The sequence below is a fragment of the Oceanobacillus luteolus genome (assembly GCF_042678205.1).
GTDB lineage: Bacteria > Bacillota > Bacilli > Bacillales > Amphibacillaceae > Oceanobacillus > Oceanobacillus luteolus.
Genome location: NZ_JBHUDE010000149.1, coordinates 1 through 15,843, shown reverse-complemented (window position 1 = coordinate 15,843; position 15,843 = coordinate 1). Strand labels below are relative to the sequence as shown.

The 15,843-nt window shown below is 39.0% G+C and carries 13 protein-coding genes; 10 read left to right on the top strand and 3 right to left on the bottom strand.

All coding sequences use genetic code 11. From position 1 onward, the window contains the following. The first annotated feature begins 66 nt into the window (after nucleotides 1-66). The 3 genes from ACFSBH_RS16175 (at nucleotide 67) to ACFSBH_RS16165 (ending at nucleotide 4,703) form a co-directional block, all read left to right on the top strand. Nucleotides 67-1,587: an ATP-binding cassette domain-containing protein gene (locus ACFSBH_RS16175; protein ID WP_251514303.1), complete on the top strand. Its 1,521-nt coding sequence runs from the start codon at nucleotides 67-69 to the stop codon at nucleotides 1,585-1,587. Between the two features lie 12 nt (nucleotides 1,588-1,599). Further along, nucleotides 1,600-2,775 (top strand): sugar ABC transporter permease, encoded by a 1,176-nt coding sequence (locus ACFSBH_RS16170; protein WP_251514306.1) that lies wholly within the window; start codon nucleotides 1,600-1,602, stop codon nucleotides 2,773-2,775. Nucleotides 2,776-2,927: 152 nt separating this feature from the next. Beyond that, a complete protein-coding gene (locus ACFSBH_RS16165) occupies nucleotides 2,928-4,703 on the top strand; it encodes a methyl-accepting chemotaxis protein (RefSeq protein ID WP_251514308.1) in 1,776 nt (591 codons plus the stop codon). A gap of 175 nt (nucleotides 4,704-4,878) precedes the next feature. Here ACFSBH_RS16165 and ACFSBH_RS16160 read toward each other — a convergent pair whose 3' ends face one another. Further along, nucleotides 4,879-5,322 (bottom strand): GNAT family N-acetyltransferase, encoded by a 444-nt coding sequence (locus ACFSBH_RS16160; protein WP_251514311.1) that lies wholly within the window; start codon nucleotides 5,320-5,322, stop codon nucleotides 4,879-4,881. Between the two features lie 392 nt (nucleotides 5,323-5,714). Between ACFSBH_RS16160 and ACFSBH_RS16155 the strand changes: the two genes are divergently transcribed. Next, nucleotides 5,715-6,557, top strand: coding sequence for a sensor domain-containing diguanylate cyclase (locus tag ACFSBH_RS16155; RefSeq protein WP_379598585.1), 843 nt, complete (start codon nucleotides 5,715-5,717; stop codon nucleotides 6,555-6,557). 94 nt (nucleotides 6,558-6,651) lie between these two features. Here ACFSBH_RS16155 and ACFSBH_RS16150 read toward each other — a convergent pair whose 3' ends face one another. Further along, entirely contained in the window at nucleotides 6,652-7,635 is a 984-nt protein-coding gene (locus tag ACFSBH_RS16150) for an L-lactate dehydrogenase (protein ID WP_251514316.1), read from the bottom strand. Nucleotides 7,636-7,843: 208 nt separating this feature from the next. Between ACFSBH_RS16150 and ACFSBH_RS16145 the strand changes: the two genes are divergently transcribed. The 5 genes from ACFSBH_RS16145 (at nucleotide 7,844) to dacB (ending at nucleotide 14,284) form a co-directional block, all read left to right on the top strand. Further along, nucleotides 7,844-9,133, top strand: a complete 1,290-nt coding sequence (locus ACFSBH_RS16145; RefSeq protein WP_251514318.1) for a 2-hydroxycarboxylate transporter family protein — start codon at nucleotides 7,844-7,846, stop codon at nucleotides 9,131-9,133. 176 nt (nucleotides 9,134-9,309) lie between these two features. Further along, nucleotides 9,310-10,194 (top strand): radical SAM/SPASM domain-containing protein, encoded by an 885-nt coding sequence (locus tag ACFSBH_RS16140; protein ID WP_251514321.1) that lies wholly within the window; start codon nucleotides 9,310-9,312, stop codon nucleotides 10,192-10,194. Nucleotides 10,195-10,331: 137 nt separating this feature from the next. Beyond that, nucleotides 10,332-10,952: a DUF3298 and DUF4163 domain-containing protein gene (locus ACFSBH_RS16135; protein WP_251514323.1), complete on the top strand. Its 621-nt coding sequence runs from the start codon at nucleotides 10,332-10,334 to the stop codon at nucleotides 10,950-10,952. A 141-nt stretch (nucleotides 10,953-11,093) separates the two neighbouring features. Continuing rightward, the gene (locus tag ACFSBH_RS16130) at nucleotides 11,094-12,557 is read left to right on the top strand and encodes a multicopper oxidase family protein (protein WP_251514325.1); all 1,464 of its coding nucleotides are present in this window, start codon (nucleotides 11,094-11,096) and stop codon (nucleotides 12,555-12,557) included. 206 nt (nucleotides 12,558-12,763) lie between these two features. Next, entirely contained in the window at nucleotides 12,764-14,284 is a 1,521-nt protein-coding gene (gene dacB / locus ACFSBH_RS16125) for a D-alanyl-D-alanine carboxypeptidase/D-alanyl-D-alanine endopeptidase (RefSeq protein WP_379598581.1), read from the top strand. A 43-nt stretch (nucleotides 14,285-14,327) separates the two neighbouring features. Here dacB and ACFSBH_RS16120 read toward each other — a convergent pair whose 3' ends face one another. Continuing rightward, a complete protein-coding gene (locus tag ACFSBH_RS16120; protein WP_379598600.1) occupies nucleotides 14,328-15,056 on the bottom strand; it encodes a DUF421 domain-containing protein in 729 nt (242 codons plus the stop codon). A gap of 59 nt (nucleotides 15,057-15,115) precedes the next feature. Between ACFSBH_RS16120 and ACFSBH_RS16115 the strand changes: the two genes are divergently transcribed. Then, entirely contained in the window at nucleotides 15,116-15,472 is a 357-nt protein-coding gene (locus tag ACFSBH_RS16115) for a LysR family transcriptional regulator substrate-binding protein (protein WP_379598579.1), read from the top strand. Nucleotides 15,473-15,843: the final 371 nt, after the last annotated feature.

Here is a 15,843-nt window from a genome sequence, read left to right as displayed (position 1 = left end):
TAGTGATAGATTAACCATCTGTCACTATTCACTTTTACCATAGTTATTTGGTCGAGGAGGAATAAAATGAGCGAATATATTCTCGAAATGAAACAGATCACGAAGGAATTTACAGGAGTCAAAGCGCTCAGTGGTGTGAATTTCAAGGTGGAAAAAGGTGAGATTCATTGCTTGGTTGGTGAAAATGGGGCTGGAAAGTCTACCTTAATGAAAATACTAAGCGGTGTTTATCCATATGGAACCTATGAGGGTGATATTGTATTTAATGGTGAGGTTCAACGATTTAACAAAATCAACGATAGTGTTGAGGCTGGAATCGTCATTATCTATCAAGAGCTTGCACTATTTCCCGATCTTCCGGTATATGAAAATATCTTTATTGGAAACGAAGTGAATCATGGTGGAGTGTTAGATTTTAATCAAACTATCGTTGAATCTAAAAGATTGCTTGAAAAAGTTAATCTTAAAGTGAACCCTGAAACCTTGATTAAGGATTTAGGTGTAGGTAAACAGCAATTGATTGAGATTGCGAAAGCATTGAGTAAAGATGTAAAATTACTGATTTTAGACGAACCGACAGCAGCGCTTAATGAGGATGATAGTGAAAATCTATTAAGCTTGTTGCGCGAATTGAAGAAGCAAGGAATCACCTGTATTATGATTTCACACAAATTGAAGGAAGTGATCTCCATTGCGGATAAGGCAACTGTCATTCGGGATGGAGAGACGATTTGTACCTTAGATGCAGCTAAGGGTGAGATTAATGAGAATACAATCATTAAAAATATGGTTGGTCGTGAAATTGAGGATATTTATCCGAAAAGAGCAAAAAAAGACTTTGGTGATAACGTTCTTGAATTATCCAACTGGACTGCTTATGATCCGCAACTAGGCCGTAACGTTTCCAAGAATGTTAATTTACATGTGAGGAAAGGTGAAATTGTTGGAATAGCGGGCTTAATGGGCTCTGGGCGAACAGAGCTGGCTCTCAGTATTTTCGGGAATTCCAAGTCTTACAAAATACAAGGGGATTTATATGTGGAAGGACGTCCTGTCCTATTGAGGCATACAGAACAGGCTATTAAAGCAGGAATTGCTTATGTTACGGAAGATCGTAAGGGAGATGGGTTATTTTTACTGCAAGATATTAAGAATAATATCTCTGCAGCCAACCTGAAAGGTATATCTGCGAATGGGGTTATTAATGAAAATGAGGAAATCAAAGTTGCCGATCATTATAAAACTTCCATAGGCATTAAAGCTTCCTCCATACAGCAGGTCGTCGGTAATTTGAGTGGTGGTAACCAACAAAAGGTTTCATTAAGTAAATGGCTGTTCGTAGGGCCTAAGTTACTTATCTTAGATGAACCAACGAGAGGAATTGACGTTGGTGCTAAATTTGAAATTTATTCCGTAATGAATGAACTGATAGCTCAAGGCATGAGTATTATTATGATTTCTTCAGAACTTGGTGAAGTTTTAGGGATGAGTGACCGGATTTATGTGATGGCTGAGGGAGAAATCAAAGGGGAGTTGTCGGCTGCGGAAGCCGATCAAGAAAAAATCATGCAACTTGCTACGCAATAGGAGGTTAGTGCAATGAAACTATTGAATGAAGCGAAGCATTTAATTAAAGATAATATCCGGGATTACGGTATGTACATCGCTTTACTCGTGATTATGGTTACTTTTACGATTCTGACAGATGGCCTATTCATGTCATCAAGGAATATTAGTAATTTATTAGATTCTGCTGGGTATATTGCTGTTTTAGCTGTTGGTGTCATGTTAGTCATCGTCATTAGACATATTGACTTATCTATCGGTTTCCTAGCTGGATTCCTTGGTGCGATTGCAGCGATATTACTGATGCAAGTAGGAATGCCAGTTTATATCGTCATTCCAATTATTTTAGTTTTAGGAATTGCTGCTGGATCCATAACGGGTATTCTAGTTGCTAAAGTAGGAATACCTGCCTTCGTTGCTACATTGGCTGGTTGGCTTATTTATCGAGGTGCTATTCTATTAGCAACGGAAAAGACAGGAACCATCATTATTGATGATGATATGTTTAATGCGATTGGAAATGGATATATTCCATCGCTCATGGTAGTTGGTGGAGTTCATCTACTATCTTTATTAGTTGGTGCATTAGCGATTGTGTTCTACATATACAGTATGATTAAAAACCGAAGAAATAAAATAAAATATAACTTTGAAGTGGTATCGAAGGAAATATTTATCCTCCAACTTGTTTTTGTATCAGCTATTATCGGTTATATTACATGGGTATTGGCAAGTTACAACGGATTATCTTGGACAGTCATCATCATGCTTCTTGTGGTATTCATCTATCATTTTATTACAACGAAAACAGTTTTAGGAAGACATATTTATGCGGTAGGTAGTAATCCGGAAGCGGCGCATCTGAGCGGAATCAATGTGAGTAAGATTACATTGCTCGTTTTCGGTTCGATGGGGATGCTATCCGCCTTATCCGGTATTTTATACACTTCCCGTTTACAGTCTGCTACAACAACAGCGGGTACACTATTTGAGCTTGATGCCATTGCAGCAGCCTTTGTTGGGGGTGTTTCCGCTGCGGGTGGTGTTGGTAAAGTAACAGGAGCTATTATCGGTGCACTCGTTATGGCGACATTAACCAACGGGATGAACTTGATGGGAGTAGGGATAGCCCCTCAATATATCATCCGTGGTGGGGTGTTGGCCCTCGCCGTTATATTTGATGTATACACTCGGAAACAGCGAGCATAAAATCAAATTTGAATTCAAGAATGAAACGAGTCAGCTATGATAAATAGTTGGCTCGTTTTTATTAGGAGAAATTCACTCTTTGTAAGAATTAAAGCTTGTGGTTCTTTATCATGCTTTCATAAAATATCCTTTGTTGAAATGAGGAATAATACATGAGAAATTTATTTACTTTTAAGAGCTTGAAAATGAAAATCTTAGGTGGTTTTTCTTTTGTCATTTTATTATTTCTTATCTTTGGTATGTATATCTATTATTCTGTCAGTGATGTTAATATGGATACAGAAAGTATGATTAATAAAGATCTTCAATTGCTGATAGCAAGTGAGCAGATGGCTATTAGAATGGCTAACGGGATTGGATTGGCCAGTGGTTATGTCTTATTTGGTTATAATGATTATAAAGATATATTTGAAGACGAGACAAAGAAGGCCCAACATTACGAAAAGATTGTGCAAGAGATTGGTGCATCAGCTGAATTTGAGGAACTTATCGGACGAGCTGCTGAATGGAGATCGGCTGTGGAACAGGATGTATTTACTGAATTTGAAAATGGCAATATAGAACAAGCTACTTTAAATCTTACGATATCGTCAAAAGAAGCTCGACAAATTATGGAAGGTTTTGAAGAGTTAGCGGTAGAAAGTGAAGTTATCATTCAACATCAAGGTAAAAATATCATCAAAAATGGGAATTTGACCCTCTATATCGCATTAATCGCACTTTTAATCGTCATCATGATCAGTATAGTTGCGGCATTTGTAACTTCCGCTAGCATCACGACTCCAGTTAAAAAGGTAATGGAGCGATTAAAATTAATTGCAAGTGGAAATCTCAGTCACGAACCTTTAAAAGTGAAATCAAAAGATGAGATGGCCCAGCTTGTTATGTCTACAAATGAAATGAGCAAGAATATACGCGACTTGATCAGTGAAATTAACAACGCTTCCCTATCCATTTCAAGACAGAGTGAAATATTATCCCGTTCAGCAAAAGAGGTGGATATCGGTTCCTTACAAATCTCTACTACGATGCAAGAATTGGCTGGTGGAACGGAAACCCAGGCTATAAGAACGAGTGAATTGGCATCCATCATGGTAGCTTTCTCTACAAAAGTTGAAGAGGCTAAAAATAATGGTTATCGAATCCAAAAAGCTTCCAGCGATTTGTTGCATATGACAAATGAAGGCAGTGAATTGATGCGGGCTTCCAGTCAGCAAATGTTCAGAATTGATGGGATTGTTAAGGATGCAGTGGGTAAGGTGAGGGGGTTGGATGAAAAGTCAGATAAGATATCCAGATTGGTTTCTGTTATACAGGAGATCGCTGACCAAACGAATTTACTTGCATTGAACGCTGCAATTGAAGCTGCTAGAGCAGGAGAACAAGGCAGAGGTTTTGCGATAGTGGCTGATGAAGTCAGGAGGCTGGCAGAACAGGTATCGACTTCCGTTTCAGATATTACCTCTATCGTGCATGATATCCAATATGAATCTAGTTTAGTTACAGAGTCGCTCGAGGATGGGTATGTAGAAGTTGCTAAAGGAACGAAGCAAATTGAAACAACACAAGAAACTTTTAATGTAATTGGTCATGCCTTAACAGAAATGACGAGCCATGTTCAAGTAGTATCCAATAACATTTTGGACATAGCAGAGAATACTAAAAAGATGAATGTGTCTGTAACGGAGATTGCTTCTATTTCTGAAGAATCAGCTGCTGGGGTAGAGCAAACTTCAGCTTCATCTGAGCAGATTAGCAATACAATAAAGGAAGTTGCGAATAACGCTAATGATCTAGCCATGTTAGCAGAGGACTTAAATCGCCAGGTGAATCGATTTGTTCACACACCGGGATCCTTCGGGGATAAAAATGGAAGAAGTGGTATTGCTGGAAACAATAATAATGAAGCAGGTAGACAGAAGGATTAAAGTAAAAGATATTAGCACAAAAAAGAGCATTATCGAATCGTCTTCTGAGTAAAATGAAGTACTGATGAACATAAATCAGCAGTTTTATAAGATTACAGAAAAGGTAAGCCGTAAACATGTCCGAAATAGCTGTTATATATGCGAAAAGCTAGGAGGGCCCTCCTAGCTTTATACATTAAAAAGTAAAGCGTGCTACTTGTTCACCTTCAATAACTAACCCTTCTAATTCTCGAAATCCCATCCGCTCGTATACTCGCTTTGCACGTTCATTTGTCGGTTCATAAGAAAGTGAGATGGTCTGATGATGCCCCTCTTTTATTCTCTTGATATCATCAATGATAAGTTTTACGCTCTTTAACCCATACCCCTTCCCTTGGTGCTTTTGGTCAATCATCATGCGATAAATCCAGTATTCCTGATCGTCTTCGTCTAAACCGTAAAGCGTGAAACCAATCATTTCTTCCTCAAAGTAAATTCCTTTAGCATGGAAGTCCTCTAAGAAATTCAACTGAGCAAGCGATACGGCGTTGGGTGCAACAAAGTGCGATTGATCTTCACGGACTCGTAATGCTATAGCTTCTAACCAGTTGTCCTCTGTAATCGGTTTTAAATGCAACATAGTTATATTCCTCTCATCTTTGAATTGAAAATCCCTGACTATAGTAAATATTCGGTGGTCAAGAGAAAAATTCCTTCAAATGAGGAATGCTTCGTCCGAAATTTCTCCTCGCTTCTGATAATAGGTTGCTTTTAAAACAACGTATATATAAAATAAAGTATATATAGTGAGGAAGAACTAGGAAATACAGCATAAACTTGGTTGAAAATTACTCTCATTACATCAATAAAAGTATTTGTTCGATCATTTCGTTCACATCAATGAAAGAGAAAGTGAGTTTTTCTATATTGATCGTTTTTGCTAGCATTCTAATCATAGGACTTTTCATATCATGTGTGTATCAAAGTAAGCAGAAAGCCAAGCTACAACAGGAAGTAAGTCTATTAAAGCCAATGGTAAAAACGGTAAATAATATCCGTGATATTTTATATTATTGTGAAACCGTTCCTAAATTGAACTATTTGTATTTAAGCCCTACCGTGGATGACTTGCTTGGTCCAGGCACATTAGAGGAACACTTGCAAAATCCTGATAAGATTTTTGACATTGTCCATCCTGATGATATGGGAATCTTAAAGAAAAAGGAATTGGGACAGCTTGATTTCAACGAACCTATTAAAGTGCGGTTCAGAAATCATGAGGGAAAGTATATTTGGTTTGAGGAATATGCCAGGCCCGTGTATAAAGACGGAAAATTTGTAGCGGTAACAGGGATTTATAGAAACATTGATGACATGGTTGCGTTACAGGAGCAGCTAGAATATAAATCTACTCATGATGCACTGACAAATGTACGAAACCGGGAATATTTCGAGTCGAAAATGAGCTTTTTCAACCAATGTAAGATTCCGATGGGAATTGTCATAGCAGACTTGGATGAACTGAAACAGATCAACGATAATTATGGACATCAAATGGGGGACCGTCTGATCCGTGAAGCAGCAAATGGTTTAAACACACACGCAGAAGCTGGAATGATTGTGGCAAGAATCGGTGGAGATGAATTTGCTGTACTTATACCGAACGCAACTGTTTTACAGGTAAAGCAGTATGTTGAAAAGGTTCAAGATGAAATGCAGCAAAGAGTTGGATTAACACATTCACCGATACAGATCTCAATTGGATATGAGTACGCTAATAACTCCTTTGGTGTTATGGAACAAATGAGTGTAGCAGATGAAAATATGTATCAAAATAAAAATAGCAAAAAGCAATTGCTGACAGTAGAAGGTTAAATATTATAAGGTTTTAAAATAGGGAGAGATTCCACGTTGAGCTGTACATCGGTACATCACGAGGAATCTCTCCCTGTTTATTTAATATTTACGATCAGTTCACTTTTTTGTGTTTACCGGTTCCTGCTATTTTCATTGTTTCTTGTATATACTTTGCGGATTTATGTAACAGTGTCATTTCTTTTTCATCCAGTTCAATCTCAAGTTGCTGTTCCACACCATTTTTACCGATAATGCATGGCATGCTCAGTGCGACGTCTCTATTATAGCCATATTGGCCATTTAACGTCGTACAGACTGGATAAATACTGCGTTCATCCAATATGACCGACTTTGCCAGGGTGACCGCTGCTTGAGCAATAGCTGCGTTTGTCCATCCTTTGCTCGTGATGACACGATACGCAGCATCAACAACTTTCTGGCCAAATACTTCCCGATTGAGGGGTTCTTTCCCTTGGAAGTGTTTGTCCAATTCCTTTTCGCCGAGACCTTGAACGTTTAGTCGGCTGAAGACAGGGAAAGCAGTCATTCCGTGTTCGCCCATCATATAACCAGTGACACTTTTTGGATCGATATTGTAATTGGAAGCAACCGCATGGCGTAGACGGGCGGAATCAAGCATGGTTCCTGTTCCGAATATCCGTCCCTTTGGATAATCGAATTCATTTTCAGCTACATACACCATCGTATCTAATGGATTTGTAATTAAAATGATGATGGCATCTTTTGTGTACGCTGTAATGCCTTCCATTACTTCCCGTATGACTTCCGCATTTACTTCTGCGAGCAGTGCTCTGTCCGGTTTTTCATTTTTATCGGTAGGGATGATGCTTGGCCCTGCAGCAATAATGATGATATCTGCGTCTTTTACATCCTCATAACTACCATCATACACATGGATATTCGTCATATAAGTAAGGGCCGTAGCATGAGCTTGGTCCAAAGCTTCACCCAAAGCTACATCTTTATTTTTATCAATTACAACTATTTCAGAAAAAAGGTCCGTTTTCATTGCATCGGCAAGTACATAAGATCCGACATGTCCGACGCCTACAACCGCAAGTTTATTACGTTTCATGATTTTCCTCCTCGTCATCCTGTACAATCTTCTCTAAGCTCGTCAAAAAAGTCTTTCCTTTATTTTAGCTGTTTTCAGATAAATGTCTATATTAAATTATACAAAATGAAATGAATTGAATAATTATTTATATTGACCCTTATATGTGACTTGTATTAAAATAGGGAAAATTAGCATAGATTAGTATAGTGTAGAAAAGAGGAGAAAGATGTCACATCTAGAAGCGACAGATCGATTGAGTAGAGAAAAACTAACCATTTTCAACATTCCTGTTGGCTGGTTTTTGTTCATTGTGTTCATTACTTTATTTGCGATGTATACAGGGAATCTACCGGCAGGTATGGTAGGTGCTCTCCTGATTATGATGATCCTTGGGGAGTTTTTTGGTTGGATTGGAGATCGTACACCGATTTTACGTAGTTACCTTGGTGGTGGAGCAATTGTAGCTATATTTGGCTCTGCGTTTTTAGTACATATGAATTGGATGCCCGAGGAAACATCAGGTATGATTGTTGATTTCATGCAAACGAGCGGCTTTTTAAATTTTTATATAGCTGGGTTGATAACCGGCAGTATTCTTAGCATTGATTCTAAAGTCTTGATAAAAGCCGGAACGCGATTTGCCATACCTTTAATTATAGGTGTAGCAACGGCAATTGTAATTGGAGGAGCAGTCGGTTCCATTATAGGAGAAGGCTTTATCAAATCGGTTCTTATCATTGTTTTTCCGCTGATGGGTGGAGGCATGGGGCTGGGTGGTGTGCCAATGTCTCAAATCTACTCCGATGTGTTGGGCAATGAACCAAGCTATTATATGTCGCTTCTTGTACCAGCGATTGCATTAGGTAACTTATTTGCAATTGTGCTTGCTAGCGTGCTAAACGGACTTGGTAATAAATATCCAAAGTTGACTGGAAATGGGGTCATGATTCCAGGCTTTGAATATGAGAAACAAAAAGAAAAAGATTACAGTATCAGTCAGTTAGGAATCGGTTTGCTTGTAGGATTATTATTTTTAACCCTTGCAACTGGATTAGGGAATTTTATTCCACTCCATCCTTTTGCATTGATGATATTGATGATTGCGATATTTAAAGTAACAAATCTCCTCCCGAAATTTTTAGCAGATGCTGCAGTTGCATGGTTCCGCTTCGTCTTGAAAAACTGGACCTATGCATTATTGGTTGGGATTGGAATCACATTTACAGATCTCAATGTAATCATGGAGGCATTCACCCTTGAATTCGTCCTTATTGTCGGCATTACTGTTATCGGCGTCATGTTGATGACAGGTTTTGTCGGAAAGTTAGTCGGCATTTATCCTATAGAAGCGTCGATTACCTCAGGATTAGGCATGATTAGCATGGGAGGGACTGGTGATGTATCCGTTCTGGCTGCAGCTAGAAGAATGGAATTAATGGCATTTTGTCAAATTGCCTCCACGTTAGGAGCATCATTGATTTTATTCTTGGCAGATATATTTGCAAAGATGTTGTAGGTTCAATGTTTCAGGTAGGTTCGCCACTATAGAAAGTGGCGGCCTTTTTTAATTGATTACTATGACAGTTCGTTTTATCGATAAACATCTAAAAAACTATGAAATGGATTATACTATATAGGGATGATGGATTTTTCTAATAAGAATGTAAAATATGAAAAAGTGGTGAATTGTTATTGAGGAAATTTAAGAAGGTCTATTTAGAAATTACAAGTGTCTGCAATTTGGCTTGTGTATTTTGTCCACCAACATTACGGCCTAAGCAATTCATTTCATTGGAGGATTATTCCAAGCGATTGGACGAAATTAAACCGCACACTGACTATGTATACTTGCATGTGAAGGGGGAGCCACTGCTCCACCCTAAGATTGGTGAACTGTTGGACATCAGTCATGAGAAAGGTTTTAAAGTTCACATCACAACAAATGGAACATTGATCAAAAAGAAGAGAGAACAACTATTAAACAAGCCTGCACTCCGACAGCTGAATTTCTCGCTACATAGTTTTGATGGCAATCCAGCTCTGAGGGATAAAGATAAGGAAGGCTATGTGAGAACTATCCTCTCTTTCATTCGAGAAGCAACGAGCCAATCGGAAATGTATATTTCTTTGAGATTATGGAACTTGACACAAAACAATGAGGAAAATCTTAAAAGACAACGTAATCGGGAATTATTAGAGATTATTGAGGAGGAATTTAATCTGGATTATAAAGTTGAAGAGCGAATTAAGCCAGGCGGCGGCATTAAAATTGCTGACCGTGTGTACATCAATCAAGATTACGAGTTTAAGTGGCCTTCATTAGATGAAGAAGAGGATGATGGGAAAGGCTTTTGCTATGGGTTGAGGAATCAGGCTGGTATTTTGGCAGATGGAACGGTAATTCCTTGTTGTCTCGATGGTGAAGGTGTGATTGATCTTGGTAATATTGAGGAGCACTCCTTTTCGGACATCATCGAAATGGATCGGGCGAAAAATCTCGTTGATGGTTTTTCCAGAAGGGTCGCAGTGGAGGAATTATGTAGGAAATGTGGTTTCCGTAAAAGATTTGGAGCATAGTTTTTATAGAAAATCTGAAATGGTTGAAAGCCGAACTCGATGTTCGGCTTTTTTATCTTCTCTCACTTAGGCATTTGCACACCAATCCCCGAAATAATGAATACAATAAGCTAACAAATCGGAGAGGAATGAACAAAATGCCCCAAATATTTCCTGTCGGTATTCAAACGTATGTATTAAATAACGGGCCCAATCAGAGAGTGTATTATCCTCAAGCAGTAGGTATGCAGAATCAACAGTTAGAAAGATATATTAATCAAGCCATCGTACATCAAACCCAGCAGCTCATCCAAGAGCAAGTTGGGAATATGCCGAGTTCTGTGCAAGAGATGCTAGGTACGTATGAATTGAAAAATAATCAACGTCAAGTACTTAGTCTTTCACTATCGAATTATACGTACCATCACCAGGCTGCCCATGGTTTGACGATCATCAAGTCCTTAACATTTGATTTGGAGAAAGGAAAGTTGGTGAGTCTGAAAGATTTGTTCAAGCCAGGAAGTGGTTATGTTGGAAGGCTATCTAGCTTAATCGATGAACAAATTAAACAGCGGGACATCCCCCTGTTGGGAGAGTTTACAGGTATTCGTCCTGATCAAGATTTTTATATTGCGGACAAGGCACTTATTATCTACTTTCAACTTTATGAAATCACTCCATATGTTTATGGTTTTCCTATGTTTCCTATATCCGTTTATGATATTCAAGATATGATAGACGAGAACGGTCCATTAGGCCGAATGGCTACGAATAATTAACTGAGGTTCAATAATTGTTCATAAGTTGGCAGGATTTTTATCATTTCCTTTTTATGTAATAGCACATGTCCGGGATTATACGTTAAAATAAAGTATTGGAACTTATCAAGCTATTAAATAGAGAGGAAGTTTAGAAGACTATTGAAAGTACATCATAGATTATTTCTCGGTTTACTACTTGTTTTTGGATTAGCCGGATGTGGTAGTAATGAGATTGTGACCAATGTTGGAGAGTTGGATTTTGAGCAGCCATTAAAAATACCGGAACTGCTGGAACCGGAAATTTTAGAAGATGGTACGAAACATTTTACCTTGACGATGGGGCCGGGAACGACTGAATTTTTTCCAGGAACAAACACAGACACCTGGGGAATAAATGGCTCGTATCTTGGTCCGACTGTTCGGGTTTCCCGTGGCGATCAAGTGTCCTTTGATGTCGTCAATAATTTGGGGGAAGTCTCGACACTGCATTGGCACGGTATGTTATTGCCTCCAGAGATGGACGGTGGCCCACATCAAATGATTGAAGCGGGTGAGACGTGGAAGCCTCATTGGACGATAGACCAGCCGGCTGCGACCACTTGGTTCCATCCTCATCTACATGGTAATACGGCACAGCACGTGTATCGCGGACTTGCAGGGATGTTTATTATTGATGATGAGGATTCCGAAAAACTCCCTTCTGAATACGGTGTGGATGATATCCCACTTATTGTCCAAGATAAATTGTTTACGAGTGATGGTCAGTTAGAATGGGATGATGATGGATCCTATGGGTTGCTTGGAGATGAGATACTGGTGAATGGAACCCATGATCCATATCTTGAAGTGACTGCGAATCAAGTCCGTTTCCGTCTGCTGAATGGCTCCAATGCCAGGGCTTATAATTTCGGATTCACTGACGGACGTTCTTTCCAAGTCGTTGGAAATGATGCTGGACTTCTAAACGAACCAGTAACATTAGATCGAATCATGTTAAGTCCAGGAGAACGTGCGGAAATCGTCGTTCAATTCGAGCCGGGAGATGAGACGATTCTTCGGAGTTACAGCGGGACTGCCGGGATTGAAAGTGGAGAATTTGATTTGTTGAAAATCATTGCTGCTGATGAACTCACAGAATCTGAACCGATAAGTGGTGAACTTTCTTCGGTCCCACCTATAGAGGTTCCAGAGGATGCAAAGATCCGTCAATTCAACTTAACGATGGAAAATGATATAAATGGGAAGAAAATGGACATGAAACGGATTGATGAAGTTGTTGCTGCAGGTACGACGGAAATTTGGGAAATCCATAATTTTGGGCCGGAACATAATTTTCATATCCATAATGCAGCGTTCAGGGTACTGGAAGTGGCTGGCGGTGAGCCTAAAGAATATGAACGTGGCAGGAAAGATACCGTATTTATCCCACATGGTGCAAGTGTGAAAATTGTCGTTGAATTTGCTGACTACACGGATATGGAGTTTCCGCTCATGTATCACTGTCATTTATTAAAACATGAAGATGGTGGTATGATGGGGCAATTCTTGCTGGTGGAACCCGGTACAGAAGAAGAGGCACCGTTGGAACTAGACATAGAAGTAGATGAAAGCCATCAACATTAAATAAATTTGAATCCAAACCGGACAGGCTTCATGCTTGTCCGGTTTTTTGATGTATATTTTCTCGGTCTTAAGTCATATATATAGATGGTACAGAAAAAATAACTTGGGTAGTTGGAATAGTTTTCTATTAAATCTATTTAAAATTATCAAACTATCTGTATAATAATAAATATTCAAATAAATATGAGGGGAAGTGGGAAGTTTTTATGAAAATTAGAAGCTTTAAAGTTGGCATTATTTCTATCCTCATCGTATTACTAGCAAGTATACCTTTTATCACTCATGAAGGTGAATTATTTGTCGTCGCATCAGATGAAGTGGCTGAGGTAACAGAAGGCTTGTCCCTCGAAGAAAAACTGGACCAGCTCCTAGATAATCCCGTACTAGATCGCTCAATAGTAGGAGTCAGTGTCCGGAATGCGGAAACAGGAGAGGAAATTTATGCAAACGATGGTGACATCATGTTGCACCCTGCTTCGAATATGAAAATCCTTACGGCAGCTGCAGCGTTGGAAATTCTAGGTCCAGATTATCAGTTTAAGACGGAAATATGGACGGATGGTAACCCGAGGTCGAGGGTGTTACAGGGAAATTTATACTTAAAGGGCAAAGGAGACCCTACGCTCTTGAAAGAGGATTTTGATGAAATCGCTCAGCAATTAAAAGACAAAGGAATTATGAAGATAAATGGTAATTTAATCGCAGATGATAGTTGGTATGATGATGTAAGACTTTCTCAAGATCTGAATTGGTCAGATGAACCATTTTACACTGGTGCCCAGGTGTCGGCGTTAAATCTGTCACCGAACGCAGATTATGATACAGGAACGGTGATTGTGGAAGTGACTGCGGCGGATAAAGCTGGAGAAAAGGCAAAGGTGAATCTTGAACCATACACGAATACGGTAAATATCGTGAACAAAACGGAAACGGTTGCTGCTGGCCAGTCGAAGAGCATTTCCATTGAAAGAGAACATGGGTCCAATAATATTATCATTAAAGGGAAGATGCCACTGGACGGTTCGATGTCAAGGTCATGGGTTTCTGTATGGGAACCGAGCTATTATGCCGCAGATGTGTTTAAGCAATCCTTGGAGGAGCATGGAATCGACTTCCTTGGACGATCCAAAGTAGAGCGTGGCGTAACCCCAGATGATGCAGAATTACTAGTGACGCATACTTCCATGCCATTATCAGAAGTTTTAGTTCCATTTATGAAATTGAGTAATAATGGTCATGGGGAAATGTTGACGAAAGAAATGGGCCAAGTGGTCCATGGAGAAGGAAGTTGGGATAAAGGATTGGAAGTGCTGGAAGATGTGGCTGTGAATTTCGGAGTAGATGGTAAATCCATCCTGCTACGTGATGGTTCAGGGATGTCACATAAAACTTATATTCCAGCTAGTGAATTATCACGCTTCCTCTATGAAATCCAGGATGAGGCATGGTATGAGCATTTTGAATACTCCTTGCCTGTTGCCGGAGAGTCTGAACGATTTGTTGGTGGCACGTTGCGTAATCGAATGACTTCCGAGCCGACAAAGGGGAATGTCTTTGCAAAAACAGGTTCTTTAACGAGTGTGAACACACTATCTGGATATGTATTGACTGTGGAAGGAGAGAAACTGATTTTCTCCATTTTAAATAACAATTATATTAGTGGTTCAGTGACTCCAATTCAAGACGCGATTGTCACTGAGTTAGCAAAACACACATTTGAAGAGTAAAGTTGGAAGGGATCACCGTAGTGGTCCCTTTTATTTTTTATTATCAGTGTAAAATTGGTGGAATGGATGTGTTGTCTTCATCATTCCTTAGAGAAATATGCAATTCAAGCTTTCGATTGATAGAGGCGAAGAAGATTTCCTCCACATTATCAATACCTTGATCGGCCAAGTGCTGGATTAACCAAGGTTCATTTAAATGAACCTCTTTCAATACTTCGGGATAGATTTTCCCCTCTACGATGACAGGAAAGGAAATCGATGAGGTTGGTGTTGCGATATACATATCTTCCACTTTAATATTTTGTTTTTCTGGTTTTTTTAGTACACTTAACCCCCCAGATGGTTCGACTACTGCTGTTTCTACTTCACTAATATCAAATACATCTTTCTCCCGGAGCAGTTGCAGAATGTTATCAATGGAATAACGAATTTGTTTCAAGTTCTTATGTATAAATTTTCCATCTTGAATAACGACGGTCGGTTCAAATGTCAGCAACCTGCCGATTTTTCGATTGGAGATTTTCCAGTTGGCGACAATTCGTTGAAACAATGCGATTGCGATGATCGCATAAGCTGTTGGTATATGGTTAATCTCAGGATCGGCAATATCCGCTCCAACTAGTGCCCCTAAAATGATGACGATTAAAAAGTCAAAAACAGGGAGTTCGGCAATTGCCCGTTTTCCCATGAATAACGTCATAAAGAAAAGCAACGGGATAATGGTTACAATTCTTCCGGAGACAATAAGTAAGTCTTTCATTAAGTCCAGCATCCGTACAGTCCTTTCTGTAGAACAGTGATCATCCGCTGACAAGTCATTCCAGTGCATCTTTGGAAGCACTATCTACAGAGCCTTTCATTTTACTCGACCAAGGTGATTGGAGTGAGCCGTTGGAAAGTTTCAAGGCTAATGGTTTACAACCTAATATAGAGTATCGAGTTATTGATGATTATACGATTATGTCTATGGTGGAAAGTGGACTGGGAATATCCATCTTATCCGAGTTGGTCCTAAATAAGGTTAGTTATCGTTTTGTAAAAAAAGAAACTGCACCTCCGATCTACCGCACCATAGGTATTGCTTATAAAACAAGAAAACTATGCCAACCGCAAGCCGGCATTTTGTTGATTTTATTATCGATAGGTTTAATGAAATTTGATAGGTGGTATATAACATTTAAAAATTAGTGTTTAAATTATTACAAAATTATGAAATTAGGTATTGTTGAACAAATAAAATGGTGTTATAATATTTCCATCTTAGAAAGGGGCGAACAAAAATGAAAGCGATTGCAAGTGGAGTCATGAGACTTTTTGGATCTTACCTAGCTATAATTTGTATTATTGGTATGTTGCCAGTCTTTTTGTTCACAAGTGAAATCCCTTTATATAATAGTTTGATTGATTACTTATTTAATAATCATAAGGTTTAGACGGTGCCGAAGAGTTATCGTAAAAGAGGCTGGGACAAAACCCCAGTAAATAGAAAATAGCTTCGCGCTTTTTGCGCGAAGCTATTTTCTATTTATCATAATTTTAGTAAACAAAAAGGACACCTT